Origin of the sequence: Aquitalea sp. FJL05, assembly GCF_003852595.1 — a bacterium.
GTDB lineage: Bacteria > Pseudomonadota > Gammaproteobacteria > Burkholderiales > Chromobacteriaceae > Aquitalea > Aquitalea aquatilis.
Window position 1 is genome coordinate 114,551 of sequence record NZ_QAJS01000006.1, and the last position, 25,969, is coordinate 140,519.

A 25,969-nucleotide genomic window follows, 5' to 3' on the forward strand; every position below is an offset into this window, starting at 1 on the left:
TGCCCGCACAGATAAGGAATACCAGGCATGAAAACCCTCAAGCTCACGCTGGCCACTGCCCTGCTGGCCGTCTCCGCTCTGGCCTCGGCCGAAGAAGCCGTGCTGAAAGTCTCCGCCATTCCGGATGAAGCCCCTACCGAACTGCAACGCAAGTTTGCGCCGCTGGGCCAGTATCTGGAAAAGGAGCTGGGCATGAAGGTGCAATTCGTGCCGGTGACCGACTACGCCGCAGTGGTGACTGCGCTCAACAGCGACAAGATCGACCTGGCCTGGCTAGGTGGCTTTACCTTTGTGCAGGCCAGCCTGCATGGCAAGGTGGTGCCGCTGGTGCAGCGCGAGGAGGACAGCAAGTTCACCTCCAAATTCATCGTCAATGCGGCAGTGGGGGCCAAATCGCTGCAAGACCTCAAGGGCAAGAGCTTTGCTTTCGGCTCGGCCTCGTCAACCTCCGGTCACCTGATGCCGCGTTACTTCCTGCAAAAGGAAGGCATCAAGCCGGAAACCTTCTTCAAGAACGTCGCCTACTCCGGCGCACATGACGCCACCGTGGCCTGGGTAGCCTCCGGCAAGGTGGATGCCGGTGCGCTCAATGCCTCGGTATGGGAAAAGCTGGTGCAAAGCGGCAAGGTGGATGGCAGCAAGGTGAAACTGCTGGCCACCACCCCGGCCTTCTACGACTACAACTGGACGGTGCGTGGCAATCTGGACAAGAAGCTGCAGGCCAGAATCAGCGCCGCTTTCCTCAAGCTGGACTCGAAAAATCCGCAAGACAAAGCCATTCTCGATCTGCAACGTGCCAGCCGCTTCATTCCCACCAAGGCTGACAACTACAAGGGCATCGAAGCAGCGGCAGAAGCGGCAGGCCTGCTCAAGTGAGCCTGCAGTTTGACAGCGTCGGCCTGCAACTGGGCGGCACGGACATCCTGCGCGATATCAGTCTGAGCCTGGCCCAGGGTGAGCAGGCGGCGCTGATTGGACCGTCCGGTGCCGGCAAGACCTCGTTGTTATTGCTGGCCGCCACGCGCTACCGCCCCAGCCACGGCAGCCTCAATCTGCTGGGCGACAATCCCTGGCACTTGTCGCCGCGCTGGCTGGCCGGTTTGCGCAGCCGCATCGGCATGATCTATCAGGCGGCACCGCTGCCTGCACGCCAGCGGGTGGTGCATGCGGTGGCAGCCGGACGACTGGGCCAGATGTCCGGCTGGAGCGCGCTGCGCCAGCTGCTGTGGCCAGACGACACCGCAGCCATTCTGGACAGCCTGCAGCGGGTGGCGCTGGCCGACAAGCTGTGGCAACGCTGCGACCAGCTCTCCGGCGGGCAACGCCAGCGTGTCGGCATTGCCCGGGTGCTGCATCAACGTCCCGCGCTGATGCTGGCGGACGAGCCGGTCGCGGCGCTCGACCCCCGGCTGGCTGAGGACACCATCCGCCTGCTGTGCGACGAAGCCGCCGCACAGCAGTCCAGCCTGCTGGTCAGCCTGCATTCGGTTGAACTGGCACTGGCCTATTTCCCGCGCATCATCGGTGTGCGCGCCGGCCAGATCATGTTCGACCTGCCACGCGAACAGGTACACCCCGGCGTGGTCAGCGCCCTGTATGCCGGTGAAAGGCTGCGCGAGGCAGTTGAACCGCTCGCCGCAGCCAACAGCCGTCAGGGCCTGCGATGCTGAGCAGCCATCCACGCGATCCGGCGCGCTGGCCGCGCCTGCTCACCCTGCTGCTGTGCCTGGCCTTGCTGGCCCCCAGCTTCAGCCTGACCCAGTTCAACCCCGCCACCCTGGCCAACCCGGATAGCTGGCGCACCATGGCCGGCTTTGTCGCCGGTTTCTTTCCCATGGCGCTGCAGGCGGATTTTCTGCGCGATGTGGCACGCGAAACCCTGACCACCCTGGCCAGTGCCACCGCCGGCATCGCCCTGGCCATGCTGCTGGGCGCACCGCTGGCCTTTGTCACCAGCCACGCCTTGCAGCGCCATGTGCTGGGCGGCGAGCGCCCGGCCCGCCTGGCCTGCTGGCTCGCCAGCGTGCTGCGCGGGCTGATGGTGATATTGCGCGGCATTCCGGAAATCGTCTGGGCGCTGCTCTTGGTGCGGGCGGTTGGCCTGGGCAGCCTGCCTGCCGTGCTGGCCATCGGCCTCGCTTATGGCGGCATGCTGGCCAAGGTGTATGCCGAGATTCTGGAATCACAAACACGCGAGCTGGCTTCTGCCCTGTATCTGCAAGGCGCCAGCCGCTGGCAGTGCCTGTTGTACGGCCTGTGGCCACAAGCCCTGCCCGAGCTGCTGAGCTATAGCGTGTATCGCTGGGAGTGCGCCATCCGCGCTTCGGCAGTGATGGGCTTTGTCGGTGCCGGTGGCGTGGGCCAGTTGCTGGACACCAGCCTGAAAATGCTCAATGGCGGCGAAGTCAGCACCCTGTTGCTGGTTTTCCTGCTACTGGTCAGCTTGAGCGAAGGCATCAGCCTGTTGTCGCGCCGTGCCCTTGGCAGTGCGGCCGCTACCCGCATGCTGCCGGCGCTGGGCCTGCTGGCCGTGGCTGCCAGCGTGTTGTGGCTGTGGCCTGGCTGGCGTGATAGTGGTTTCGACACCAGCGCCATCGCGCGCTTTGCCCGGGACTTCTTCCCCCCGGACAGCGACATGCTCAACGAAATTGCCCACGGCATTGTGGAAACACTGGCCATGTCGGGGCTGGGCAGCATGCTCGCCTTGGTGCTTGGCGCGCTGCTGGCCATGCCGGCAGCCGGCCGCTTTGGCTGGGTCGCAAAATGGCTGAGCCGGCTCTTGCTGAATCTGCTGCGCGGCGTGCCTGACCTGCTGTGGGCTTCCATTGCCGTACTGGCGGTCGGCCTTGGCCCGGCCGCCGGGGTGCTGGCACTGGCACTGCACACCACCGGCGTGCTGGGGCGGCTGTTTGCCGAAACGCTGGAAAACGCCGACCTGGAGCCGGAGCTGGCCTTGCAACAGGCCGGGGCCGGCAGGCTGCTGGCCTTTGCCTATGGCCAGTTGCCCACGGTATTCAGCCAATGGCTGGCCTATACCCTGTACCGCTGGGAAAACAATATTCGCAGCGCCACCGTGCTGGGCATCGTAGGTGCTGGTGGCCTGGGGCAGCAGCTGTATCTGGCCTTGTCCTTGTTCCAGCAGCATCGGGCGGCCAGCCTGATCATCGCCATGCTGCTGCTGTCGTGGGCGGTGGAGCAGCTCAGTCGTTATTGCCGGCAGCGCATGGGCTGAGCCCGCTTCAGCGCTGGCTTGCCAAGCCCGTTCACTCGCTCGCTTATTCCAAATGCAGATATAAAACGCTGTTTTAATCGTTTTACCTCATGACAAGCCTCGCCTAGCATGGCTCTCATTCACAGCAGCACTTACCGGTGCCCGCTGTCACTGCGATCCAACTCCACAAGAGGCTTACTCATGAAGACTACCTCCCTGCTGCTGGCACTCACCCTGCTGGGTAACGCCGGCCACGCCTTGGCCGACCGTCTGGACGACATCAAGAAAGCCGGCGTACTGCGCGTCGCCGCTTTCGACAGCAACCCGCCCTTCGGCTTCCTGGATGCCCAGACCCACCAGATCAGCGGTCTGGATGTGGAAGTAGCCCAGGCCATTGCCAAGAAACTCCAGGTGAAACTGGAACTGGTTGCTACCAACCCGGCCAACCGCATTCCGCTGCTGGTCGCTGGCAAGGCCGATCTGGTTGCCGCCAACTTTACCGTGACCGACGAACGCAAGAAGCAGGTGGACTTCAGCCTGCCCTACTTTGCCTCCGGCCAGCAGTTCATTGCCCGCAAGGGCAGCCTGAGCAAGCCGGAACAACTGGCCGGCCTGCGCGTGGGTGTGGACAAGGGCACCACCCAGGAAATCTATCTGCGCGAGAAATACAGCAAGACCACCGTGGTTGCCTACGATGACACCCCGCTGGCCTTTACCGCCTTGCGTAACGGCAATGTGCAGGCCATTTCGCAGGACGGCTCCAAGCTGGCTGCGCTGCTGGCCAACGCACCGGACAAGGCCAAGTACGAGCTGGCCCCGTTCACCCTGACCCGCGAATACCAGGCCATCGGCCTGCCCAAGGGTGAAGCCCGCCTGAGCAAGGCCGTGAATGACACGCTGGTGGAGCTGGAAAAATCTGGCCAGGCCCGCAAGATCTACGACCGCTGGTTTGGCCCCAAGACCAAGGCCCCGCTGCCGCGTGATTTCAAGATCGGCGACGCCGCCTGATTTTTCCCGGATCAGCCAACCGGCCTGCGCCTCTGTCGCACAGGCCGGTTTTCTGCATTTTCATCTCCCTTACTGAAAGAATGGACCGATGACTCCGCCTTCCTGGCTGGGACAAGGCTGGCTGGCGCCGCACTATCTGGGCTGGCTGCTCAAAGGTGCGGCCATGACTGCCGCACTGGCACTGTGCATCTGCCTCAGTGCCACCGTGCTGGGTGTGCTGCTGACCGCTGCACAGGACAGCAAGCAGCGCTGGCTGCAATGGCCGGCGCGACTGTTTTGCAGCCTGCATCGCAACAGCCCGCTGCTGGTGCAGGTCTTGCTGTGGTATTTCGGCGTGGGCGGCCTGTTGCCGGATCAGGCCATGCAATGGCTGAACAGCCCGCACCAGCTGCAGCTACCGCTGGGCTTGAGCCTGTCCTGGCCCTCGTTTGAATGGCTGGCCGCCTGGATTGCCCTGTCCTTGTATTCGGCCTGCTTCATCAGCGGCGAACTGGCTGCCGGGCTGCGTACTGTAGGCAGTGGGCAGCGGCTGGCCGGCCGGGCCCTGGGCATGAGCGAGTGGCAGATTTTCCGCTTTGTCGTGCTGCCGCAGGCATTGCGCCACATCCGCCAGCCCCTGCTCGGCCAGTACACCGCCATCATCAAGAATACTTCGCTGACCATGGCCATTGGCGTGGCGGAGCTGTCCTATACCTCGCGCCAGGTGGAAAGTGAAACCCTGCTGGCCTTTCAGGCCTTTGCCGTGGCCACCTTGCTCTATCTCTTGCTGGTGGTGCTGACACAAGTCATCGGCAGCCAGCGTCGCCCGGGAGTGAAAGCACCATGATGCTGAGCTTGCTGCATGACAATCTGGACTATTTGCTGTGGGGGAATCTCACCCGTGGTCAGCCGGGCGGCCTGCTGCTGACACTGGGCATCAGCCTGGCTGCCGGCGTGCTGGCCACGCTGGGCGGGCTGGTCGGGGGTATTGCGCTGTGCATGGGTGGGCCGCGCCTGTGCCGGGTACTCAACACGCTGGTGCAGATTCTGCGGGCCATCCCGGTGCTGATGCTGATTTTCTGGTGCTATTTTTTGCTGCCGATTTTGTTCGGCATTGATATTCCCGGCGTATTGACGGTGATTGCCGCCCTGGCCGTGATCAATGCCGCCTATCTGAGCCAGTCGGTCAAGGCCGGCATTGACGCCATCGGCGACGGGCAATGGCGCGCGGCGCAGGCTCTGGGCATGACCCGCTGGCAGACATTGCGCTACATCATCCTGCCACCGGCCTTGCGTGCCATGTTGCCGTCTTTCGTCAACCAGTGGATCACCTTGCTGAAAGACAGCTCGCTGGCCTATGTGGTGGGTGTGGCGGAATTCACCTTTGTCGCCACCCAGATCAACAATCGCGAGCAGGTCTATCCCTTGCAAATCTTCGGCCTGTTGGCCATCGGCTATCTGCTGCTGTGCAGTACGCTGGAATGGCTGGGACGGCGCGCCGGCCGCATGCCCGCCTGAGGCCATCCGGTTTGATGGCTGCGGCGCAATGCTGCGCCATCGACTACACTGGCTACAGGTTGATCCGGCTGATGAGCGAGGTGTTCCACATGCATGTCAAGGTTCTGGGTGCGTCCGCCGGTATCGGACAAGCGGCGCGTACCACCAGCTTTCTGGTTGATGGCAATTGCCTGATCGACTGCGGCAGCGGCGTCGCCGACCTCGATACCGACGCCCTGTTGCAGATCGATACCGTGCTGCTGACCCACAGTCACCTCGATCACAGCGGCAGCCTGCCGCTGCTGGCTGATGCCCATGTGACACACGGCGGCAGGGGGCTGGACGTCTATACCCAGCAGGAAACCATCAGCGCGCTGCAGCAGCACATGTTCAACGGCCTGCTGTGGCCGGACTATACCAAGTCGGCCCCGGGGAATATGCCGTGGGTCAGGCTGCATGCACTGGAAGTGGGTGACTCGATTCCCTTGCCCGATGGCATGGCCACCGCGCTGCCGGCCGAGCACAGCGTGCCGGCACTGGGCTGGCTGCTGGAAGGCCCATGGCGGGCGCTGGCCTTTACCGGTGACTCCGGCCCCTGCCTGGCCTTCTGGCACTGGATCAGCCATGTCCCGTCATTGACGGATGTGATTTGCGAATTGAGTTATCTGAACGAACAATCGGCGCAGGCGATGAAAGGCGGCCACATGTCGCCGGCGCTGCTGCTGCCGCTGCTGGAAATCCTGCCACCCAATGTCCATGTGTGGATTACCCACACCGAACACAGCCTGCGCAGCCAGCTGCTGGAGCAGGTACGCAAGGAGCTGCCCTCGCTGCTGCACCTGCACCCACTGGAGCAAGGCATCACCATCGAGCTATGAGCGCCGCTTAGCGCCGCTAACAAAAACCCTGCGGCTGCGTTGCGCCTCCTTGCCCGACTATTTGTACTGTCTGCGTCGGCAGGCCTTGCCCCAGGGACGCTACGCTATTTTGTTAGCCGCTCTTACTCGCTCATGCCATAAATGCGGTTAAGCGGTTCCATGATGCGTGCCAGCCTGCCGCTACGCCGGATGCGCTCAAAACCATCCCGCACCTGCTGCACCAGCGCGTCGCTGGTATCACGGTTGAACACCATGTACAGGCCGGACTCCAGCTCGCTCAACACATAAACCGGCTCGATCTGGCTGCAATCCAGGCCGTGCGGCGCACACTTGGCCAGCCCCAGCGGCACCAGATCAATACGACCAGCCTGCAGCATGGGCAGCAACAGATCGCTGGAACTCACCACCATCAAGGTCTTGTCACCGCCATCGGCAAAGCCCTTGCGCCGCAGGTACTCCTCGCGGAAATCCATATTGACCACGCCGATGCGATAGCGTCGGGCATCATCCAGGCTGTGGACCACCACGTCGCCGCGCCCTTTCTTGCGAAACAGGGCAATGCGGTTGCTCACCAGCGGGCCTATCCACTTGAACTTGTTCTCACGCTCCGGTGTTCTGGCCACCGGATACATCAGCGTGCCCGGCCGGGCCAGCGTGGTGGTGTAGATTCTGGCCCAGGGCTGGATGTCCACCTGGTAGGGCAAACGGGCGGCGCCCAGGGTGGCACGCACGATGTCGGTGCAATAGCCCTGTATTGCCCCATCCTGCCAATAGGAAAAAGGCACATTACTCTCGGCCAGCACGGGCAGTGCCGCCGCCATGACCGGCCCGCTGCAGACCGCCAGCCAACACCATACTGCTACCCACTTGATCGAAAAGCGCATCATCGCGTCATCTGCGGCCTGTAGCCGTCTGCTTGTAAACGACTGATGCCGGTCAAGAGCCTGTCCAGCGTCTCGCGAGCTAGAGTGAGACAAGGCGAAAACGGCTAAGGAAGCGGAGTTTACCTGGAGTAAATGAGCATTCCGCAGACGTTTTTAACGCAGTATCACCGACGCGCAGCAGACGATGAACAGGTTCTGAGGGACCGGCATCTGCAATGACAGCAGTATAAGTGTTTATACCAGTGGCCGGTACCTATTCATTCGCTGGCAAGCACCTCAAAACCGGCATCCACCACGGCTGCCGCCAGTTCTTCCGGTGAGACAGTGGCCGCATCGTAAACGATGTGTGCCTGCTTGGTTTCCAGGCTGACTTCGGCGCTGCTGACACCCGCCATGGTGGACAATACCTTGCTGATGCTGTTGGAGCAGCCGCCGCAGGTCATGCCTTCGATATTCAGTTTCAGTTCGCTCATGTTTGTTCCTTTCAGTTTATTTCCAGCGGCGCAGCAGCAGCGAATTGCTGACTACCGACACCGAACTCATGGCCATGGCAGCACCTGCCAGCACCGGATTCAACAGCCCCAATGCCGCCAGCGGAATGCCCAGTACATTGTAGATAAAGGCAAAAAACAGGTTCTGCCGGATCTTGCCCAAGGTAGCACGCGACAGGCGGATGGCATCGGCCACCTGCTGTACATCGCCGCGCATCAGGGTGATGTCGGCAGTTTCCAGCGCCACATCCGAGCCAGCCCCCATGGCGAAGCTGACATCCGCCACCGCCAGCGCCGGCGCATCGTTGATGCCATCGCCCAGCATGGCCACCTTCAGGCCCGTCGCCTGGATTTGGCGCAGGGCATCCGCCTTGTCCTGTGGCCGCAAGCTGGCGCGGTAGTCGTCGATGCCGACCTCGGCGGCAATGGCAGCCGCCGTCGATGGATTATCGCCGGTCAGCATGATGACCCGCACCCCCATTTGCTGCAAGCTGCGTACGGCAGCAGCCGAGGTGGGACGCAAACGGTCGGCAATGGCCAGCAGGCCGAGCAAGACGCCATCGCGGGCAACGGCAATCACGCTTTGCCCCGGCGCACTCCACTGCGGCGGCAGGGCCTGACTGCTGGCCCACTCCGGTCGCCCGACCCGTATTTCGCCATAACCGGCGAGATCGGCAATCACCCCCTGCCCCACTTCAGCACGGAAGGACTGCACCGGTAGCAAGGACAGCTGGCGCGCAGCCGCCTGTTGCAGCAGGGCCAGCGCCAGTGGGTGCTCCGAACCGCTCTCGGCACTCGCCGCCAGGCGCAGCAGCTGGTCCTGATCGCCATCGGCCGCCCAGAGGCTGCTCAGCTGCGGCCGGCCTTCGGTCAGCGTACCGGTCTTGTCCACCACCAGCAGCTGGATGCGGCCAGCGGTTTCCAGTGCCGCCGCATTGCGAAACAGCATGCCGCGGCTAGCCCCCTTGCCTACGCCCACCATGACGGCAGTCGGTGTCGCCAGCCCCAGCGCGCAGGGGCAGGCAATCACCAGCACCGCCACGGCATTGATCAGTGCCTGGCTCCAGTCGCCCAGCCACCAGCCATTCAGCAGCAGGGTGAGGGCAGCCAGGCCGGCCACCACCGGCACGAACACGCCGGCAATGCGGTCCGCCAGGCGCTGGATCGGTGCCTTGCTGCCCTGCGCCTGCCCGACCAGCCGAATGATTTCCGCCAACTGCGTATGAGCACCGACACTGCCCGCGCGTATTTTCAGCATGCCTTGCAGATTGCGCGTGGCGGCATAGACCTTGTCGCCCACCGTCTTGGCCACCGGCATGCTCTCGCCGGTCAGCATGCTTTCGTCGAGGCTGGCATGTCCTTCCAGTACCACACCATCCACCGGCAGGCTTTCACCGTGGCGCACCAGCACCACATCCCCCACTTGCAGCTGGTCAACCGCGATCTCCTGCAGGCTGCCATTACGCTCGATTCGCGCCGTGCGCGGTGCCAGCCGCAGCAGGCTGGCAATGGCCCCTGCGCTCTTGCCACGCGCCCGCGCTTCCAGCAGCTTGCCCAGCAACACCAGGGTAATCACGGCGGCACTGGCCTCGAAATACACATGTTGCTGCTGCCAGCCAGACAGGGTGACCACGGTGGACAGCAACCAGGCCATGCTGGTGCCCAGCGCCACCAGCACATCCATATTGGCCCCGCCGCTGCGCAGCGCATGCCAGGCTCCGCGATAAAAGCGCCAGCCAATGATGAACTGTACCGGCGTGGCCAGGGCCAGTTGCAGGCTGCGTGGCAACATCAGCTGATGCCAGCCGAACAGCATGGCCAGCATTTCCAGGAAAAATGGCAGGGTGAGCAGCGCCGAGGCGGCAAACCACAGCAGCTCGCGCCGGTATGACTGCGTCTGCGACGCGCCATCCTGGCCGGCATCTTGCTGCAGCGTGGCGGTGAAGCCAGCCTTGGCCACCGCGGCAATGGCATCAGCCGCGTGCAGCGTGCCCGGCGCAAACTGCAGGCGGGCGGTGGCCGTGGCGAAATTGACCTCGGCATTGAGCAGCGGCAGTTTGTTCAGCACTTTTTCCAGACGCACGGCGCAGGCGGCACAGCTCATGCCGGCAATATCCAGTTGCAGCTGCTGCTGCGGTACCCTGAAGCCAGCTTTGTCGATGGCGGCCTGCAACTGTGCGATGGAAGTGGTATCTGGCTGGTAACGGATGAGCGCCTGTTCGCTGGCAAAGCTGACGCTGGCACTGACACCTTCCAGTCGGTTCAATACCTTCTCCAAGCGGATGGCGCAGGCAGCGCAACTCATTCCGGCAATGGGCAGGGAAATGGCAGATTCATTCATGACGGCCTCCTCAGGTATTTCAGTATATACCCCCAAGGGGTATGTGAACACCATCATCAGCACATCGGCAGACGTGAAAAAGCCGCAGGGCCAATGGCGCTGCGGCAGTGGCTGCAACCGGATGTGGTTCAGATCCAGTTACGCTTCCAGAACAGCCAGACCAGCCCGCCGGCAATGGCGGCCATCAGGCCCAGCACGGCAAAATAGCCATAGTGCCAATGCAGTTCCGGCATGTTTTCAAAGTTCATGCCGTAGATGCCGGCAATCAACGTCAAGGGCATGAAGATCATGCTGAACACGGTCAACACACGCATTTGCAGGTTCAGCCGGTGCGACTGGGTGGACAGGTAGAGATCCAGCATGTCGGCCACCATTTCGCGTGACATTTCCAGTGACTCGATGACATGCATGGTGTGGTCGTAGGCATCGCGCAAATACACCTGGGTTTCCGGGCGGATCAGCCGATATTCGCCGCGCAGCATGGTCAGCAGCATCTCGCGCAGCGGCAGGATGGAGCGGCGCAGCTTGAGGCAATCGTGCTTCAGACGCTGCACCTTGTTGAGCACGCCCTGCTCCCGGCCATGCAGCAACAACTGGTCGGTGCGCTCGACATGCTCGGTAAACTGGCTGAGCACGCCGAAATAATCATCGATGATGGCATCCAGCAGTGAATAAGCCAGATAGTCCGCCCCCTTGCTGCGCAGCATGCTGTGCGGATTGCGCAGCCGCTCGCGCACCGGTTCGAATACCCCGGTCGGCCTTTCCTGAAAGCTCAGGACAAAGTTTTCTCCCACCACCAGATACATCTGGTCGTAGCTGAGCCGGCCGCCGTTTTTGGGAAAATCGAACACCCGCGTGGCGATGAACAGATAGTCGCCATAGTCTTCCAGCTTGGGACGCTGACGATTATTGAGAATATCTTCCTGCACCAGCGGGTGCAGCTGGAAACGCTCGCCGATGGCCTGCATCACGGCAGGGTCGTGCAGGCCATAGACATTGAGCCACAGTACCGGCTGCGCCGGCTGATACGCCAGCCCGGCCGCGATGCTGTCAAAACGGCTTTCATTCAGTTGCTGCGGGCCGAACTCCAGCAGGGCAATGCTGGCGGCCTCCACTTTGCGGGTCCCGACCGGCAACAGTGCGCCGGGCGCTTCGCCCAGCGTGGGTACCCGCTGTTTCACTTCGGCATGGCGCATGATTTAGAGCTGGCTGACGTCGAGTTCGAAACCGACATTCTTCCACTGCAACACTTCCTGGCGGAAGGCGCTGGCAGTCAGCGGATTATCATTCAGCCAATTCTGACTCATGGTCAGCACAAACCCTTTCACATCCAGCTTGAGGTCGAGCAATTCCGGCAGCGTGATCGCCATGCGGCTGCGGTAGAACAATACTGCCAGCCGCAGCGCCACCACCGCCTGCCACAAGGCGGGGTCGTTCACAACCTGCTGCATCTTGCCCATATCACCGCGATGGCCCAGCACGATGGTGGCCAGCATGGCCTGTTCGCGCTTGGAGAAACCCGGCATGTCGGCATTCTGCAGGATATAAGCCGAATGCTTGTGGTAAGCGGTGTGGGCAATGGTCAGGCCGATTTCATGCAGCTTGGCCGCCCAGATCAGCCGCTTGAGCATGTCCTGGTCCACATCTTCGCCCGCCACCATGCGATACAGCCGTTCGGCCAGCACTTGCACGCGCTCGCTCTGCGGCACATCCACGTGATAACGGCGCTTGAACAGCTGCACCGTGCTTTCGCGCATGTCCTTTTCGCGCTGGCGGCCCAGCAGGTCGTACAGCACGCCATCACGCAGCGCGCCTTCGGCCACGGTCATCTTGCTGATGCCCAGCTCTTCGAAGATGGCGATCATGATGGCCAGCCCGCCCGGCAGCACCGGCAGGCGATCCACCTTCAGGCCGTTCAGGCTGACGTTTTTCAGGGACTCTCGCTTGATCAGTTCGGCACGCAATTGCAACATGCCTTCCAGCGTGATGTCGGAAGCCGACCACTCATTGATTTCCAGAATATCGCGCAGCGAACGGGCCGTGCCGGAGGTGCCCACCGCCAGTTGCCACTCTTCCGGACGGTATTCGGTGGTAATGCGCTGGATTTCATTGCGTGCCGCCAGCGTGGCATCGGCGAAATTGCTGCGACTGAGCTTGCCATCGGCAAAATAGCGCATGCTGTAGCTGACACAGCCCAGCGGCAGGCTTTCGGTTACATGGGCCTTGAACTGGCTGCCGATGACAAACTCGGTCGAGCCGCCGCCGATGTCTACCACCAGCCGTTTTTCCTTGGTGGCGGGCAGGGAGTGCGCCGCGCCGATATACACCAGCCGGGCCTCTTCGCGCCCGGCGATGATTTCAATGGGAAAGCCCAGCAGCGCTTCGGCCCGCTGGATGAAATCGGCCGAGTTTTTTGCCACGCGCAGGGTATTGGTACCGACGATACGTACCTGGGCCGGGTTGAAGCCGCGCAGACGCTCGCCAAAACGGGCCATGCAGGCCAGGGCTTTTTCCTGGGTGGCGTCGTCCAGGTATTTGTCGGCAGTCAGGCCGGCCCCCAGACGCACGGTTTCTTTCATGGCGTCCAGCGGGTAAAGCTGGTCTTCTACAACGCGGGAGACTTGCAGACGGAAGGTGTTGGACCCCAGGTCGACCGTGGCCAGCACATCCGGGGTGGGCAGGGTTGTGGTCAAAGGCTAGCCTTTTCCAATATGGTTTGCTGCGCAGCCATGTTCAGGGCTCAGCCTGTACCCGGCTACGCCATGGATTATTCAATAAAAAATGGCAGTAACATGCGCGATGTTACCGCCATTCATGCCCTTGCGTCATTGCGCTTGATCAGTGGCCCAGGGTTTCCCGCTTGATGGTTTCCAGCGAGGTGTGGCGAATATCCTTGCCCTTGACCAGATAGACCACGTATTCCGAGATGTTCTTGGAGTGGTCGCCAATACGTTCGATGGCCTTGGAAATGAACAGGGTATCGATGGACATGCTGATGGTGCGCGGGTCTTCCATCATGAAGGTGATCAGCTGGCGCAGCTCGGCAGCGAAGTCGTCGTCCAGCCGCATGTCTTCTTCTGCCAGTTCCAGTGCAGCACTGGCGTCCAGCCGGGCAAAGGCATCCAGTGCGCGGCGCAGCATGGCCAGGGCGACTTCCGCCATTTTGCGGATTTCGCGGAAACGCGGCATCTGGTAGCGCTCGGACTGGTAGATGGTTTTGCCCATGCGGGCGATTTTCTGCGCCTCGTCACCGATGCGCTCCAGATCGGTAATGGTCTTGATCACGGTGATGATGATGCGCAGGTCGCTGGCGGCTGGCTGGCGGCGCGCGATGATGTGCTGGCAATCATCGTCGATGGTGACTTCCATCGAGTTGACCAGCGCATCTTCGGCAATCACCTTGTCAAACTTGGCGATGTCACCGGACATGAGCGCATCGATAGCAGAGAGGATCTGTTGTTCCACCAGACCGCCCATTTGCAGGACGCGGGTGCGGATGGTTTCCAGTTCCATGTCAAACTGCTTGGAGATGTGTTCTGCCATGTCTGCCTCTTAAACGAATCCGGATTTCAAAGAATGGATGATGGTAAGCCCGCTGGATGACAGGCTGATGACATTTAATCAAAACGGGCCTGTCAGGCTGCTGACAGGGTAAGTTGGTGCGATTGCACTGGCCCCGGCAAAGCCGGGCCTTTCGACTTACTTATTTCTTCCGCAACCTTCCTGTCTATTCCCCTTTCCCCCCGCCCTTGCCCTGCCAATTGAAGAAGGGTGCCTCGCTTTCCTATCAGAAAGCGAGATGGGGTTGGTCAATAAACTGAACAGGTCCACAGCGGCCCGGTGTTAGCGGATCACTTCCACGCCGTTCTGGCGGCCCAGCACCAGCACATCGGCACGACGGCGGGCGAACAGGCCGCAGGTCACGACACCGGCGATATGGTTGATGGCTTCTTCCAGCTCGACCGGGGTGTTGATGGTGAGGCCATGCACATCAAGAATCAGGTTGCCGTTGTCGGTCACCACGCCCTGGCGCAGTTCCGGGTGGCCACCGAGTGCCACCAGCTGGCGCGCCACCGAGCTGCGGGCCATCGGGATGACTTCGACCGGCAGCGGGAACTTGCCCAGCTGCAGCACATACTTGCTTTCATCGGCGATGCAGATGAACTGCTCGGCCACGCTGGCCACGATTTTCTCGCGCGTCAGCGCCGCGCCGCCGCCCTTGATCATGTGCAGGTGATGGTTGATCTCGTCGGCACCGTCGATATACACCTCCAGCTTTTCCACCTCGTTCAGCTCGAATACCTCGATGTGGTGAGCTTTCAGACGGGCGGTGGAGGCCTCGGAGCTGGATACCGCGCCTTTGATACGGCCTTTGATGGCGGCCAGTTCTTCAATGAAGAGATTGACCGTGCTGCCAGTGCCCACACCGACGATACAGTCGTCCGGCACGAATTCCAGCGCCTTTTGGGCCACGGCCAGCTTGAGTTGGTCTTGGGTCAGCATGTTGATACCTCCATCAGGTGAGTTCGATTCCGCATTCAGAACGGGATTATCCCACATCGGCTGGCTTCTGTCGGTGCGCCAACCATCACTACGCCGGCATCAGCAGACAAATGGCCTGCGCTTCGATCGCCTCACCACGTCCCAGATAGCCCAGTTTTTCATTGGTCTTGCCCTTGACGTTGACCGCACCGGCAGCCAGCCCCAGGTCGGCGGCGATGCAGGCACACATGGCATCGATGTGCGGTGCCAGCTTGGGGCGCTGCACGATCAGCGTGGCATCCACATTCACCACTTGCCAGCCCGCCGCACGCACCCGTGCCGCGGCCTCGCGCAGCAGCACCCGGCTATCGGCACCCTTGAAGCGCTCGTCGGTATCCGGAAAGTGGCGGCCGATATCGCCCAACGCAGCCGCACCCAAAATCGCATCGGTAATGGCATGCAGCAGGGCATCGGCATCGGAATGCCCCAGCAGGCCATGGCTGTGCGGGATGGTCACCCCCCCCAGAATCAGCGGGCGGCCTTCCACCAGTTGATGCACGTCGTAACCTTGTCCAACTCGGAACATGCTGTTCAATCCTTTCTTGCGGCCAGAATGGCGCGCGCCAGCGCCAGATCGCGTGGGTAGGTCACCTTGAAATTCTGCGCATCGCCCTCCACCAGACGGGGCTTGTGGCCATATTGCTCCACGGCAGACGCTTCATCGGTGATATCCGCCACAGCAGCAGCGGCTAGTGCCTGGCCCAGCAGCCCGGCACGGAACATCTGCGGCGTCTGCGCCAGCCACAGCCCCTGACGCGGCACGGTGGCGCTGATGCGGCCTTCTCCATCCGCCCGCTTCACCGTATCCGGCACCGGCAAGGCCAGCAGGCCGCCCACCGGGTCATCGGCCAGCGTGGCAATCAGCCGCTCCACGGCAGCGACAGACAGGCAGCAGCGCGCGGCATCATGCACCAGCACCCAGTCCTGCTCGGCGGCTTCCATGGCCTGCAAACCGTTGCGCACGCTTTCGGCGCGGCTGGCACCGCCCACGCGCTGCACGCTGAGCTTGGGCAGATCCCATTCAAAATCATCAAACCATTCGTCGCCCGGCGAAATCACCACCACCACCTGGCTGATGGCTTCCACCTGACACAGTACCTGCAAGGTGTGCCACATCAGCGGACGATTGTTCAGTTGCAAGTACTGCTTGGGACTGGGGCCGCCAAAACGGCTGCCGGAACCAGCGGCCGGCACCAGGGCAAGATAACGGCTCATGCAGCATCCCCCGCCGGCGGGTTCTCCAGCGTGCGCCACAGGCAACTGCCCTTGACCGCCTTGTCCAGATCGCCCAGATAGCTCTGGTGCGCAGCCAGTTCGTCCTCGCTGGCCCGGCGCACCGACAAGGGCTTGCGCTCGAACTGGATGTCGCCAGCCTGCTGGCTGCCATTGTCGACATCGATATCCATGACCAGGCTTTCCTGGCCACGGGTCATCCACAAGTAAACTTCCGACAGCAGTTCGCAGTCGATCAGCGCGCCGTGCAGCGTACGGTTGGAGCGGTCGATTTCAAAGCGGTCACACAAGGCATCCAGGCTGTTACGCTTGCCGGGAAACTGGTCACGCGCCATGGCCAGGGTGTCGGTCACCTGCTCGGCCACATCCTTGATGCGCGGCAGGCCCATGCGGTCGAATTCGGCATTGAGGAATTTGACGTCAAACGGCGCGTTATGAATGATCAGCTCGGCCCCACGCATGAAGTCGGCCAGCTCGGCCGCCACCTGGGCAAAGCGCGGCTTGCCCTCCAGCGAGGCCAGTGAAATACCGTGCACCCGTTCGGCATCCGGGTCGATATCACGCTCAGGGTGAATGTAAACGTGCAGATGCTTGCCGGTCAGCTTGCGGTTCACCATCTCCAGACCGGCGAATTCAATAATGCGATGGCCCTGATCAGGGTCGAGGCCGGTGGTTTCAGTATCGAGAATGATCTGTCTCATGCTGCTGCTTTCGGACGGACCGGACGGAGCCGGTCGCAATCAATAAATCTGTCAGGGGGTTTACAGCGTGTCGACGCCACGGTTGGCCAGCTGATCGGCGCGTTCGTTGAACTCATGGCCGGCGTGGCCCTTCACCCAGCGCCACTCGACATGGGCATGGCGGTTGCGTTCGGCATCCAGCGCCTGCCACAAGTCGGCATTCTTGACGGGTTCCTTGGCGGCGGTTTTCCAGCCACGTGCCTTCCAGCCGTGGATCCACTCGGAAATGCCTTTCTGTACATATTGCGAGTCGGTGTAGACCACCACACTGCAAGGCCGGTTCAATGCCTCCAGCGCGCGAATCACCGCCAGCAGCTCCATGCGGTTATTGGTGGTACCACGCTCGCCACCAAACAATTCCTTTTCCTTGCCTTTGAAACGCAGCAGCGCACCCCAGCCACCAGGGCCAGGATTACCCTTGCAGGCACCATCGGTATAAATCTCAACGCGATCTTCAGTTGTCATGTGTCTCTGTCAGTTCCGCCCCGTCCTGCCGACCGGGCATGGTCATGTTGGCTGTCTCCGTACACCGGCTGGGGGTGGCAGCTTGCTTGTGCGTAGGGTGGCGCTCGTTGCCACCGGCCACCACCAGCCCCTGTGGCGACTTGGCGGTTTTCCATTTTGGGGTAATCAGCCGCATGCCGCGCTGACGCTTGATGGCTTCAATGCCATACACGCCGGCGGCCAGCGGCCACCACTTGTCACCAGCCCGCTCCAGAAAACCAAAGCGGTCCAGCCAGTCTCGCTGCGAAACGGGGGGAGCATAAGCCATGAAACAGCCAGCGACCGGCTCCAGATCCAGCAGTTTCAGCCAGTCGCGAATGCGGATCAGCGGGAAAAAATTGCCACGCCACGGTGTATCTGCCCGGCCCTGTATCAAGCGGCGCACGCCCCACAAGGACACCGGATTGAAACCGGTCATCAGCAGACGCCCTTCCGGCACCAGCACTCTTTCCACCTCACGCAGTACCTGGTGCGGCTCGGTGGTAAAATCCAGCAAATGTGGCATCACCAGCAGATCGAGGCTGCGCGATTCGAAAGGCAGTTGTGCCGGGTGACAGATGATCTGCGCCGTCTGGCCGCTTTCGGCCGCCCGACATTGCCAGGGGATGCGGTTAGCCGCCAGAAAATCCACCTCCGGCAAGCCCATCTGCACCGCATGAAAACCGAAAATATCGGCGACAGCCCGATCGAAAAACGCCTGTTCGCACTCCAGCAGGTAATGTCCCAGTTCGGTCGTGGCCAGCCACGTGGAAAACGCTTGCATCATTGAAGGAGTCCGATCCGACCATGTTTACCATTACCCCCGTTCGGGCATTTGCCGACAATTATATCTGGGTTTTGCAGCAGGGCACCGGCGCACTTGCAGTTGATCCGGGCGACGCGGCACCACTGATCGCCTTTCTGGAGCACGGCGGTCTGGCGCTGCAAGGCATTCTGATCACCCATCACCATGCCGACCACTGTGGCGGACTGACCGAGCTGTTGCAGCGCTGGCCACAGGCAAAGGTGTACGGCCCGGCCAGCATCAGCGGCGTCAATCAGCCAGTCGCAGAAGGCGACCGGATTGACTGGCAGGGCTACCAATTCGAAGTATTGGCCCTGCCGGGCCACACGCTGGACCACCTGGGTTATTACGGCCATGGCCAGTTGTTCTGCGGTGACACCCTGTTCGGAGCGGGCTGTGGCCGGCTGTTTGAAGGCAGCCCGGCGCAGATGCTGGCCTCGCTGGACAAGCTGGCCGCGCTGCCAGATACCACCCGTTTTTATCCGGCACACGAATACACCTTGTCCAACCTCAAGTTTGCGCTGGCAGTAGAGCCGGACAATGACGAAATACAGCTGCGCCAGCTGCTGGACCAAAAGCAGATCGCCATGGGTTTGCCCACGCTGCCAACCGAGCTGGGACTGGAGAAAACCACCAACCCCTTCATGCGTTGCAACAAACCGGCCGTGCAACAGCAGGCCAGCCGGCAGGCCGGACATGCGCTGCAAGACCGCCTGCAGGTGTTCACGGTGTTGCGCGAATGGAAGAACAGCTTCCGCTGACATGCATTCCGGGTAGATCATTCTTGCCAAAAGGCTGGCTGCCAACCTTTATTAAATATATCGACTCATTCAAGCAAAGCTCATGAAATGATTTGCCTTTTTCGATTGACACACCCTTGGGGGGTGTTTAGCATCGGCCGAGATCAGAATTCCGGGCTGGCCAAATGAAAAGAATTACACCATTGGCACTTTCGTTGTCATTTGCATTTTCCGTTTCATCCCTGGCACATGCCGATTCAGGGGCATTCCGGCAATCCGTCGGTGTCGACGAAGCTCAGGCCGCTGGCCTGGACATGATGCTGCTGAACTCCACCCTGCTACGCAATGGCGACAATGTGTGGGAACGCGCACGCGAAGGTTTCCAGCTGACCGAAGTCAACGCCGACATCGTGCACAAGCAGGAACGCCTCTACAGCAGCAAGCCCGAATACTTCAAACGCATGCTGGACCGCAGCCACAAATACCTGTTTCACATCATGAATGAAGTGGAACGCCGTGGCATGCCGACCGAAATCGCCTTCCTGCCGGTAGTGGAAAGCGCCTTTGTCCCCACCGCCAATTCGCCAGTGGGCGCGGCCGGGCTGTGGCAGTTCATGCCCGCCACCGGCCGTCATTACGGTCTGGAACAGACCTGGTGGTACGACGGCCGCCGCGATGTCATGGAAGCCACCCGCGCCGCGCTGGATTATCTGCAGAATCTGTACGCGCAGTTTGGCGACTGGAATCTGGCCCTGGCCGCCTACAACTGGGGCGAGGGCAATCTGGCACGCGCCATTGCCCGCGCCCAGGCCGCAGGTCTTGAACCGACCTACGAAAACATCAAGATGCCGAATGAAACGCGCAATTACGCTCCCAAGCTGATTGCCGTGCGCAACATTCTCAGCCAGCCGGAAAAATTCGGCGTCAAGCTGGATAAATTCCCGAACAAGCCTTACTTCATCGCGGTGTCCACCGGTCGTCACATGGACATCGACGTCGCAGCCAAGATGGCGGGCATTTCCGTTGCCGAATTCAAGGAACTGAACCCCGCCTTCAATCTGCCGGTATACGCGCACAAGCCGGGCCGGCAGATGCTGATTCCGCTATCCAAGGCCGACAAGTTCGATTACAACCTGTCGCACTGGAACAAACCCTTGCTCAGTTGGCAGGTATATACCCCAAGCAGCGAAGAAAACGTGGCCAGCGTTGCCGAGCGCTATGGCATGACCTCGGCAGAACTGCAGAACGTCAACAAGGTAGGTTCACGTAATCTGACTGCCGGCCGCCCGGTACTGGTTGCCTTGCGCGGCAAGAGTGATGGTGCCAGCCCGCTGGATGGTGGCGATGGCAACCTGGGCGATAGCAGCAGCCTGATCGCCGCGGCTCCGGCCCCGGTGACAAGCTCGCCGGTCCTGGCCAGCAGGATCGAGACTCAAACGGTTGCCAGTGCTGCACCTGCCAGCGTGGCCAAACCCTTGCCTGTCAGCAATTCGGTAGCAGTAGCAGCGGCCAGCGTGGCCACGCCGCCAGTTGCCAACACGGTTGCCACAGTTGAGCCAACCATCATTGCCGACAGCACACCGGCCAAACCCGCAGTAATTGCACCGCCAGTGCTTGCTGCCAAACCGGTATTGCTGGCCAAGGCTGAAGCACCCAACCTGCCCTCCAGCACCACGCCGCCGCCCAAGCCGCTGGAAGCCCGTCTGGCCAGCGTCAACCCCGCCGCCAGCCAGCACACTGTCGCCAGTGGCGATACCTTGTTCAATATTGCGCGCCGCTACAATGTCAGCGTGTCAGACCTGAAAGCCTTCAACAATATGGCGGATAACACCGTCAAGCTGGGTCAGGTCATCAAGGTGAAGGGCAACCCGCTGGCTGCCAACACCATGCTGGCCGAAGCCGTACCGGTTCCCAGTGCGCAGGATGAAGCGATGGTCAAAGTCAGTGGCAGCATGGCTCAGGCCACCGGAGCAGTACCGGCCGAATACGTGGTGCAACGCGGCGATACCGTTTACAGCATTGCCCGCCGCTTTGGTGTCAACCACGCTGATATCCAGCGCTGGAACGATGCCAACCAGCTGACCCGCCTGCAACCGGGCCAGCGCGTACGCATCGAGACCCAGGGCCTGTAATTCACCTGCTCCTGCCAATGAAAAACCCGCTGCCGCGGGTTTTTTCTTGTCTGCCATCAGCCACTGCGGCGCTCACTCAGGGTCGCGGCTGTCCAGCAAAATGGTCACGGGCCCGTCATTGACCAGCGCAACCTGCATGTCCGCCCCAAAAATTCCCGTCGGCACTGCACGGCCAATCGCCTGGCCCAGGCTGACAACAAACTGGTCGAATACGGGCCGGGAAATATCACCACGCGCAGCCCGGCTATAGGAAGGCCGATTACCTTTGCGAGTTGAGGCAAACAGGGTGAACTGACTGACCGCCAGCACCTCGCCACCACCTTCCAGCAGGGAAAGATTCATCACGCCGGCGGCATCATTGAAAATGCGCAATTGGCTGATCTTGCGTACCAGCCAGTCGATATCCTGCTGGCCATCCACCTCCTCCACCCCCACCAGCAATAGCAGCCCTGCGCCAATCTGGCCGCACACCTCGCCGGCAACCGTCACGCTTGCTTCGCTTACCCGTTGAACAACGACCCGCATGCCCACATCTCCTAGAATCTGACGTGCCATTCTACCCGGCAGGAGCCTGTGATGAATATTCTGAAGATTGCCGCATTTTCCGATGGCGACAACGGTGGCAACCCGGCCGGTGTTGTGATCCAGCCCAGCTTGCCCAGTGACAGTGAAATGCAAAGGATTGCCGCCGAGCTAGGCTTCTCGGAAACCGTATTTGCCATGCCGCAGGGCGAGGGCTGGCGCGTACGCTATTTTTCACCGGAAGCAGAAGTCCCGTTTTGCGGCCATGCCACCATTGCCCTGGGTGCGGCGCTGGCCATGCAATACGGTAATGGGGATTTCCCCCTGCAACTGAATCAGGCCAACATCAGCGTCAGTGGCCAATTCCAGGCAGACCAGCTCAGTGCCGCCCTGCAGTCACCACCGACACGCAGTGCGCCGGCACCGGCAGCATTGCTGCAAGAGGCACTCACCTTATTTGGGCTAAGCCCCGACCAACTCTCTCCAGAGCTGCCCCCGGCCCTGATCCATGCCGGAGCCGAGCACCTGCTACTGGCCTTGCAAGAGCGCGCCACCCTGTCCGCCATGCGCTATTCGCTGGAAGCAGGCCGCGACTTGATGCGCCGTGCCGGGCTCACCACCATCCTGCTGCTGTGGGCAGAAGACCGGCAACGCTTTCACAGCCGTAATGCCTTCGCTGCGGGCGGTGTCTATGAAGACCCGGCCACCGGCGCCGCCACGGCAGCTCTAGCCGGTTATCTGCGCGATATTGGCTGGGAGCATGGCGGCCATATCGAAGTAGTACAGGGTGAAGACATGGGCCAGCGTTCTTGCTTGCAGGCCATGATCCCGGCTGAAAAAGGCAGCTCAATCCGCGTATCCGGCACCGCCAGACTCATGGAGCCGGCGCGCTAGGCGGCCGGCTCCGCTACAATCCCACCCTACCCCGCTGCAAGGATTCGCCTCATGTTGATGGTACTCTCCCCGGCCAAAACGCTGGACTACACCACGCCACCGCACACCACGCGCTACAGTCAGCCCGACTTTCTGGCCGACAGCCAGCAACTGATCACGGTGCTGCGCGAAAAAAGCCCGGCAGATATTGCCCGCCTGATGAGCATCAGCGACGCGCTGGCCACACTGAATGTGGGCCGCTATCACGACTGGACTCCCGATTTCACGCCTGGCAATGCCAAGCAGGCCGTACTGGCCTTCATGGGTGATGTTTACGAGGGGCTGGATGCAGCCAGCCTGAACGAAACGCAATTGGACTATTTGCAAAACCACCTGCGCGTCCTCTCCGGGCTATATGGCCTGCTGCGGCCGCTGGACCTGATGCAAGCCTATCGGCTGGAGATGGGAACACGGCTGGCCAATCCGCGCGGTGCCAACTTGTATGCATTCTGGGGAGAACGCATTACCCAGGCGCTGAATCAGCTGCTGGATGCAAAAGACAACCCGACACTGGTCAACCTGGCTTCCGACGAATATTTCAAATCGGTCAAACCGGCCCAATTGCATGGCCGGCTGATTACCCCGGTATTCCAGGACTTCAAAAACGGCCAGTACAAGATCATCAGCTTCTACGCCAAACAGGCGCGTGGCCTGATGGCGCGCTGGGCCGCCCTGCATGCAGTAGACACCCCAGAAGCACTGCAGGACTTCAATCTGGGCGGCTACCGGTTTGATACAGCCGAATCAGACAGCCAGCGCTGGGTATTCCGCCGCCAGCTTGCCTGAACCCGGCCTAGCAGCCACCAGACCCTCAGCTTCCCACCTTGTTGGCCAGCGCCAGCCCCTGCTCGAATGCCGTGGCGTTGGCCAGCGTGGTTTCCGCGATATTGTCCAGCGCCTCGCGAGTGAGAAAGCCCTGGTGCGCAGTGACCAGCACATTGGGGAAGGTCAGCAAGCGCGCCAGCTGGTCATCCTGCAGGCCGACTTCAGAGTGGTTTTCAAAAAACACCCCCTCCTCCATCTCATACACATCCAGCCCAACCCCGGCCAGCCGGCCATCCTTCAAGGCAGCAATCAAGGCCGTGGTTTCCACCAGCGCACCACGGCTGGTATTGATCAACACCGCACCGCTTTTCATGCCGGCCAGCGCATCGGCATTGATCATGTGCTGGGTTTGCGGCGTCAGCGGCAAATGCAGGCTGACCACATCGCACTCCTGCAGCAAACGCGCCATCGACACATATTCAAAACCAAGCTGCTGGTCCAGCCCGGCCTGGGGATAGACATCAAAAGCCAGCACCCGCATGCCAAAGCCCTTGGCAATGGCAATGGTTGCCTGACCGATGCGCCCGGTGCCCACCACACCGATAGTCTTGCGATACAGGTCGAAACCCACCAGACCATCCAGTGAAAAATCCATTTCGCGCACCCGCACATAGGATTTGTGGATGCGACGCACCACGGCCAATAGCAAGGCAAAGGCATGCTCAGCCACCGCGTGCGGCGAATAGGCCGGCACCCGCGTAACCACGATGCCGTGCTGCTGACACGCCGCCAGATCCACTCCATTGAAGCCAGCACAGCGTAAGGTAATCAAACGCACGCCTCGCTGCGCCAGGCGGGCAATGACCTCGGCATCCAGCCGGTCATTGACAAAGGGGCAGACCGCATCGACGTCATGCACCAGCTCCAGCGTGTCCTGATTGAGTCGGGGTTCGAAATAGCTCAACTGATGGCCAAACTGCTGATTGGCGAGATCCAGGCTTTGCCGGTCGTAGTTTTTGGTATCGAAAACAGCGATGCGCATGGTGGTTGTCGCCTGAAAGTGGGAGGACTTTCAGTATAACGCGGGCACAACACAGCCCCGAGGCATGAATGCAGCAGCGCAGCTGCCCGCGATATTGGCATCACTATAGACAGCGCGACAATGCAAAAACCCCGTCAAGCATCGCTTGATCGGGGTTTTTACTACCGTGCAGCAAGCTGCAGGGAATTGGTTGCGGGAGCAGGATTCGAACCTACGACCTTCGGGTTATGAGCCCGACGAGCTACCAGACTGCTCCATCCCGCGTCAGTGTTCTGTCGCTGTCTTCTGCGCTGTTTCTTCAGAAGAGGAGTGCATAGTACCTGCCATCATGGGCAGCGTCAATACTTTCTTAAAATAAATTTAATATGCTGCCGGAATCATTTGTAAAACTTATTAACATTTAGCCGCTTGCCTGACACATCTCCTCAATACCGCTGGCCTAAAGTAGGACCTGTGTTACCGCCAGTCACTTCTGCCCCATGAGTGGCTGGCCGCTTGCGGCACACCCCGTCGACTTCCCCGAGAGGCGAACGTGTTGCAGACAGGTAGCCAGTGCAGTTTGAATCGTACTGCGCCAGCTCAGGCGAAGTGCAGCGCGTATTCTCCTAAGTGTTCATCACGGAAATTTTGGGCCGCCTGTTGGCGGCCCCTTTTTTTGTCCTCAGAATGGCAATGCGCTACCCAGGCTGCGCAAACGCTGCCGCCCAAGCCAGGTCAGCCCAATCAGCAAGGCCATGATGGCATAGCTGACAAAGGGCGAAAGCAACAGAAAGCGCTCTACCGACAGCTGCGAGATCATGGCGGCACGAATCACGGCTTCCAGTGTCAGCCCCCAGCCCCACAAACCGGTCATGCGGCGGATTGCCTGACGAAAGGCCGGCTCTTGCCAGCGCCGGATAAAACGCGCTTTCCCATCTGCTGACTCGCGCGCAAGCATGGCAAGTGCCAGATGGTAAACCAGCGGCCTCCCCATCAGCAGCGACAGCAGGAAAACCACGCCAAACAAGCCCGACAGCAAGGATTCCCGCATCAGCAATACGCGCGGACTTCCCCCCAGCAACATGACCAGCAGTGACAATACGATACCGCCAACAACCAGCAAACTAAGGGTGTCTACCCGGCGAAAACGCAGCAACTCGACCACACTCCAGACAATGGGAGGGAGCGAGGAAGCCATCAGCGCGGTGGTTTCTCCCCACTGCGGCAGCGCCCAGCGGTAGCACAGCCACGGCAGCAGGAAATTGCAGACCAATTCAGGCAGCAGTTTGAAAAAACGGGACATGAGCAAGTGGAAGGGGAAAAAATCGATGATAGGGCAGAAACCATGCCTGCTACCAGCCAACTGCAGCATGACAGGAGGCCCACAAAGCAAAACCCCGCCGGCGGCGGGGTTTTGTTGTCTGTGTACTGACCGGCTTGTGCGGTCAGCAGGTACTGCAATTATGCGGCGGCGTGGATAAAACCGTTGGCCGGATAAAAGGCGCTGGCAAGACCCAGCACGGATTGGAAAGTGACTTCGAACATCTTGCCAACCTGGCGAATGCTGACGACGGTGTAGTGGACGATATCGCCACTGTCTTTATGCTCAAGAACGGTATAACCCGGTTGCAATTGAGAGATTTTCATTTAGGTATTTCCTTATTTTTTTTATCATTGCGACAAAATTTTTAGTTTGATCTAAAGGTTTAACACGTTATTGACAAATTAGCCAACAATAAAGTTCCGTATCGCACTGATGAAGCA

Annotated in this window: 27 protein-coding genes and 1 tRNA gene; 11 read left to right on the forward strand and 17 right to left on the reverse strand. The window is 60.8% G+C overall.

Annotated features, from left to right (window positions below):
• The first annotated feature begins 27 nt into the window (after positions 1-27).
• The 7 genes from DBR44_RS05315 to DBR44_RS05345 all read left to right on the forward strand — a co-directional run bounded on the left by DBR44_RS05315 (position 28) and on the right by DBR44_RS05345 (position 6,573).
• On the forward strand, positions 28-876 hold the full coding sequence (locus DBR44_RS05315) for a putative selenate ABC transporter substrate-binding protein (protein WP_124642756.1): 849 nt from the start codon (positions 28-30) through the stop codon (positions 874-876).
• Positions 873-1,670: a phosphonate ABC transporter ATP-binding protein gene (locus tag DBR44_RS05320; RefSeq protein WP_124642758.1), complete on the forward strand. Its 798-nt coding sequence runs from the start codon at positions 873-875 to the stop codon at positions 1,668-1,670. Before DBR44_RS05315 ends, DBR44_RS05320 begins: the two co-directional genes overlap by 4 nt.
• Complete coding sequence (phnE, locus tag DBR44_RS05325; protein WP_233578381.1) at positions 1,664-3,232, forward strand: phosphonate ABC transporter, permease protein PhnE; 1,569 nt, start codon at positions 1,664-1,666, stop codon at positions 3,230-3,232. The genes DBR44_RS05320 and phnE overlap by 7 nt, the downstream gene beginning before the upstream one ends.
• Before the next feature lie 180 nt (positions 3,233-3,412).
• Positions 3,413-4,219 (forward strand): ABC transporter substrate-binding protein, encoded by an 807-nt coding sequence (locus DBR44_RS05330; protein WP_124642760.1) that lies wholly within the window; start codon positions 3,413-3,415, stop codon positions 4,217-4,219.
• Between the two features lie 88 nt (positions 4,220-4,307).
• Complete coding sequence (locus tag DBR44_RS05335) at positions 4,308-5,045, forward strand: amino acid ABC transporter permease (RefSeq protein WP_124642762.1); 738 nt, start codon at positions 4,308-4,310, stop codon at positions 5,043-5,045.
• Positions 5,042-5,716, forward strand: a complete 675-nt coding sequence (locus DBR44_RS05340) for an amino acid ABC transporter permease (RefSeq protein WP_124642764.1) — start codon at positions 5,042-5,044, stop codon at positions 5,714-5,716. The genes DBR44_RS05335 and DBR44_RS05340 overlap by 4 nt, the downstream gene beginning before the upstream one ends.
• Before the next feature lie 89 nt (positions 5,717-5,805).
• Entirely contained in the window at positions 5,806-6,573 is a 768-nt protein-coding gene (locus DBR44_RS05345; RefSeq protein ID WP_124642766.1) for a 3',5'-cyclic-nucleotide phosphodiesterase, read from the forward strand.
• A 122-nt stretch (positions 6,574-6,695) separates the two neighbouring features.
• Here the strand turns inward: DBR44_RS05345 and DBR44_RS05350 are convergent, their stop codons facing one another.
• From DBR44_RS05350 to DBR44_RS05405, 12 genes are all read right to left on the reverse strand, one after another.
• On the reverse strand, positions 6,696-7,460 hold the full coding sequence (locus tag DBR44_RS05350; RefSeq protein ID WP_124642768.1) for an ABC transporter substrate-binding protein: 765 nt from the start codon (positions 7,458-7,460) through the stop codon (positions 6,696-6,698).
• 254 nt (positions 7,461-7,714) lie between these two features.
• Positions 7,715-7,930, reverse strand: a complete 216-nt coding sequence (locus tag DBR44_RS05355) for a heavy-metal-associated domain-containing protein (protein WP_124642770.1) — start codon at positions 7,928-7,930, stop codon at positions 7,715-7,717.
• Positions 7,931-7,946: 16 nt separating this feature from the next.
• Positions 7,947-10,289: a heavy metal translocating P-type ATPase gene (locus tag DBR44_RS05360; RefSeq protein WP_124642772.1), complete on the reverse strand. Its 2,343-nt coding sequence runs from the start codon at positions 10,287-10,289 to the stop codon at positions 7,947-7,949.
• 128 nt (positions 10,290-10,417) lie between these two features.
• The gene (gene corA, locus DBR44_RS05365) at positions 10,418-11,485 is read right to left on the reverse strand and encodes a magnesium/cobalt transporter CorA (RefSeq protein WP_233578382.1); all 1,068 of its coding nucleotides are present in this window, start codon (positions 11,483-11,485) and stop codon (positions 10,418-10,420) included.
• Positions 11,486-11,488: 3 nt separating this feature from the next.
• Positions 11,489-12,955: an exopolyphosphatase gene (gene ppx, locus DBR44_RS05370; protein ID WP_124643298.1), complete on the reverse strand. Its 1,467-nt coding sequence runs from the start codon at positions 12,953-12,955 to the stop codon at positions 11,489-11,491.
• A 172-nt stretch (positions 12,956-13,127) separates the two neighbouring features.
• Entirely contained in the window at positions 13,128-13,832 is a 705-nt protein-coding gene (phoU, locus tag DBR44_RS05375) for a phosphate signaling complex protein PhoU (RefSeq protein ID WP_124642777.1), read from the reverse strand.
• A gap of 300 nt (positions 13,833-14,132) precedes the next feature.
• A complete protein-coding gene (gene rpiA, locus DBR44_RS05380; RefSeq protein ID WP_124642779.1) occupies positions 14,133-14,792 on the reverse strand; it encodes a ribose-5-phosphate isomerase RpiA in 660 nt (219 codons plus the stop codon).
• Between the two features lie 88 nt (positions 14,793-14,880).
• Positions 14,881-15,357 carry a 2-C-methyl-D-erythritol 2,4-cyclodiphosphate synthase gene (gene ispF, locus DBR44_RS05385; protein ID WP_124642781.1) on the reverse strand — a complete coding sequence of 159 codons (477 nt, stop codon included), beginning with the start codon at positions 15,355-15,357 and terminating at the stop codon, positions 14,881-14,883.
• 5 nt (positions 15,358-15,362) lie between these two features.
• Entirely contained in the window at positions 15,363-16,046 is a 684-nt protein-coding gene (gene ispD / locus DBR44_RS05390) for a 2-C-methyl-D-erythritol 4-phosphate cytidylyltransferase (protein ID WP_124642783.1), read from the reverse strand.
• Positions 16,043-16,765 carry a DNA polymerase III subunit epsilon gene (gene dnaQ, locus DBR44_RS05395; protein WP_124642785.1) on the reverse strand — a complete coding sequence of 241 codons (723 nt, stop codon included), beginning with the start codon at positions 16,763-16,765 and terminating at the stop codon, positions 16,043-16,045. The genes ispD and dnaQ overlap by 4 nt, the downstream gene beginning before the upstream one ends.
• A gap of 60 nt (positions 16,766-16,825) precedes the next feature.
• Positions 16,826-17,269, reverse strand: coding sequence for a ribonuclease HI (rnhA, locus tag DBR44_RS05400; protein ID WP_124642787.1), 444 nt, complete (start codon positions 17,267-17,269; stop codon positions 16,826-16,828).
• On the reverse strand, positions 17,259-18,074 hold the full coding sequence (locus DBR44_RS05405; protein WP_124642789.1) for a class I SAM-dependent methyltransferase: 816 nt from the start codon (positions 18,072-18,074) through the stop codon (positions 17,259-17,261). Before DBR44_RS05405 ends, rnhA begins: the two co-directional genes overlap by 11 nt.
• Positions 18,075-18,094: 20 nt before the next feature.
• On the opposite strand from DBR44_RS05405, the gene gloB reads away from it, so the two are divergent.
• Together gloB and DBR44_RS05415 are read left to right on the forward strand one after the other, a co-directional pair.
• On the forward strand, positions 18,095-18,853 hold the full coding sequence (gloB, locus tag DBR44_RS05410) for a hydroxyacylglutathione hydrolase (RefSeq protein ID WP_124642791.1): 759 nt from the start codon (positions 18,095-18,097) through the stop codon (positions 18,851-18,853).
• 293 nt (positions 18,854-19,146) lie between these two features.
• On the forward strand, positions 19,147-20,964 hold the full coding sequence (locus DBR44_RS05415) for a LysM peptidoglycan-binding domain-containing protein (RefSeq protein WP_233578384.1): 1,818 nt from the start codon (positions 19,147-19,149) through the stop codon (positions 20,962-20,964).
• A gap of 72 nt (positions 20,965-21,036) precedes the next feature.
• Here the strand turns inward: DBR44_RS05415 and dtd are convergent, their stop codons facing one another.
• Positions 21,037-21,489: a D-aminoacyl-tRNA deacylase gene (dtd, locus tag DBR44_RS05420; RefSeq protein WP_124642795.1), complete on the reverse strand. Its 453-nt coding sequence runs from the start codon at positions 21,487-21,489 to the stop codon at positions 21,037-21,039.
• 51 nt (positions 21,490-21,540) lie between these two features.
• Here dtd and DBR44_RS05425 point away from each other — a divergent pair, with 51 nt between their 5' ends.
• Positions 21,541-22,380 carry a PhzF family phenazine biosynthesis protein gene (locus DBR44_RS05425; protein ID WP_124642797.1) on the forward strand — a complete coding sequence of 280 codons (840 nt, stop codon included), beginning with the start codon at positions 21,541-21,543 and terminating at the stop codon, positions 22,378-22,380.
• A 51-nt stretch (positions 22,381-22,431) separates the two neighbouring features.
• On the forward strand, positions 22,432-23,205 hold the full coding sequence (yaaA, locus tag DBR44_RS05430; RefSeq protein ID WP_124642798.1) for a peroxide stress protein YaaA: 774 nt from the start codon (positions 22,432-22,434) through the stop codon (positions 23,203-23,205).
• Positions 23,206-23,230: 25 nt separating this feature from the next.
• Here the strand turns inward: yaaA and DBR44_RS05435 are convergent, their stop codons facing one another.
• The 4 genes from DBR44_RS05435 to DBR44_RS05450 all read right to left on the reverse strand — a co-directional run bounded on the left by DBR44_RS05435 (position 23,231) and on the right by DBR44_RS05450 (position 25,852).
• On the reverse strand, positions 23,231-24,226 hold the full coding sequence (locus DBR44_RS05435) for a 2-hydroxyacid dehydrogenase (protein ID WP_124642800.1): 996 nt from the start codon (positions 24,224-24,226) through the stop codon (positions 23,231-23,233).
• Between the two features lie 187 nt (positions 24,227-24,413).
• Positions 24,414-24,490: transfer RNA gene (locus DBR44_RS05440), tRNA-Met, on the reverse strand.
• A 397-nt stretch (positions 24,491-24,887) separates the two neighbouring features.
• Positions 24,888-25,508 carry a VC0807 family protein gene (locus tag DBR44_RS05445; protein ID WP_124642802.1) on the reverse strand — a complete coding sequence of 207 codons (621 nt, stop codon included), beginning with the start codon at positions 25,506-25,508 and terminating at the stop codon, positions 24,888-24,890.
• Positions 25,509-25,666: 158 nt separating this feature from the next.
• A complete protein-coding gene (locus DBR44_RS05450) occupies positions 25,667-25,852 on the reverse strand; it encodes a hypothetical protein (protein ID WP_059286504.1) in 186 nt (61 codons plus the stop codon).
• Between the last annotated feature and the right edge of the window lie 117 nt (positions 25,853-25,969).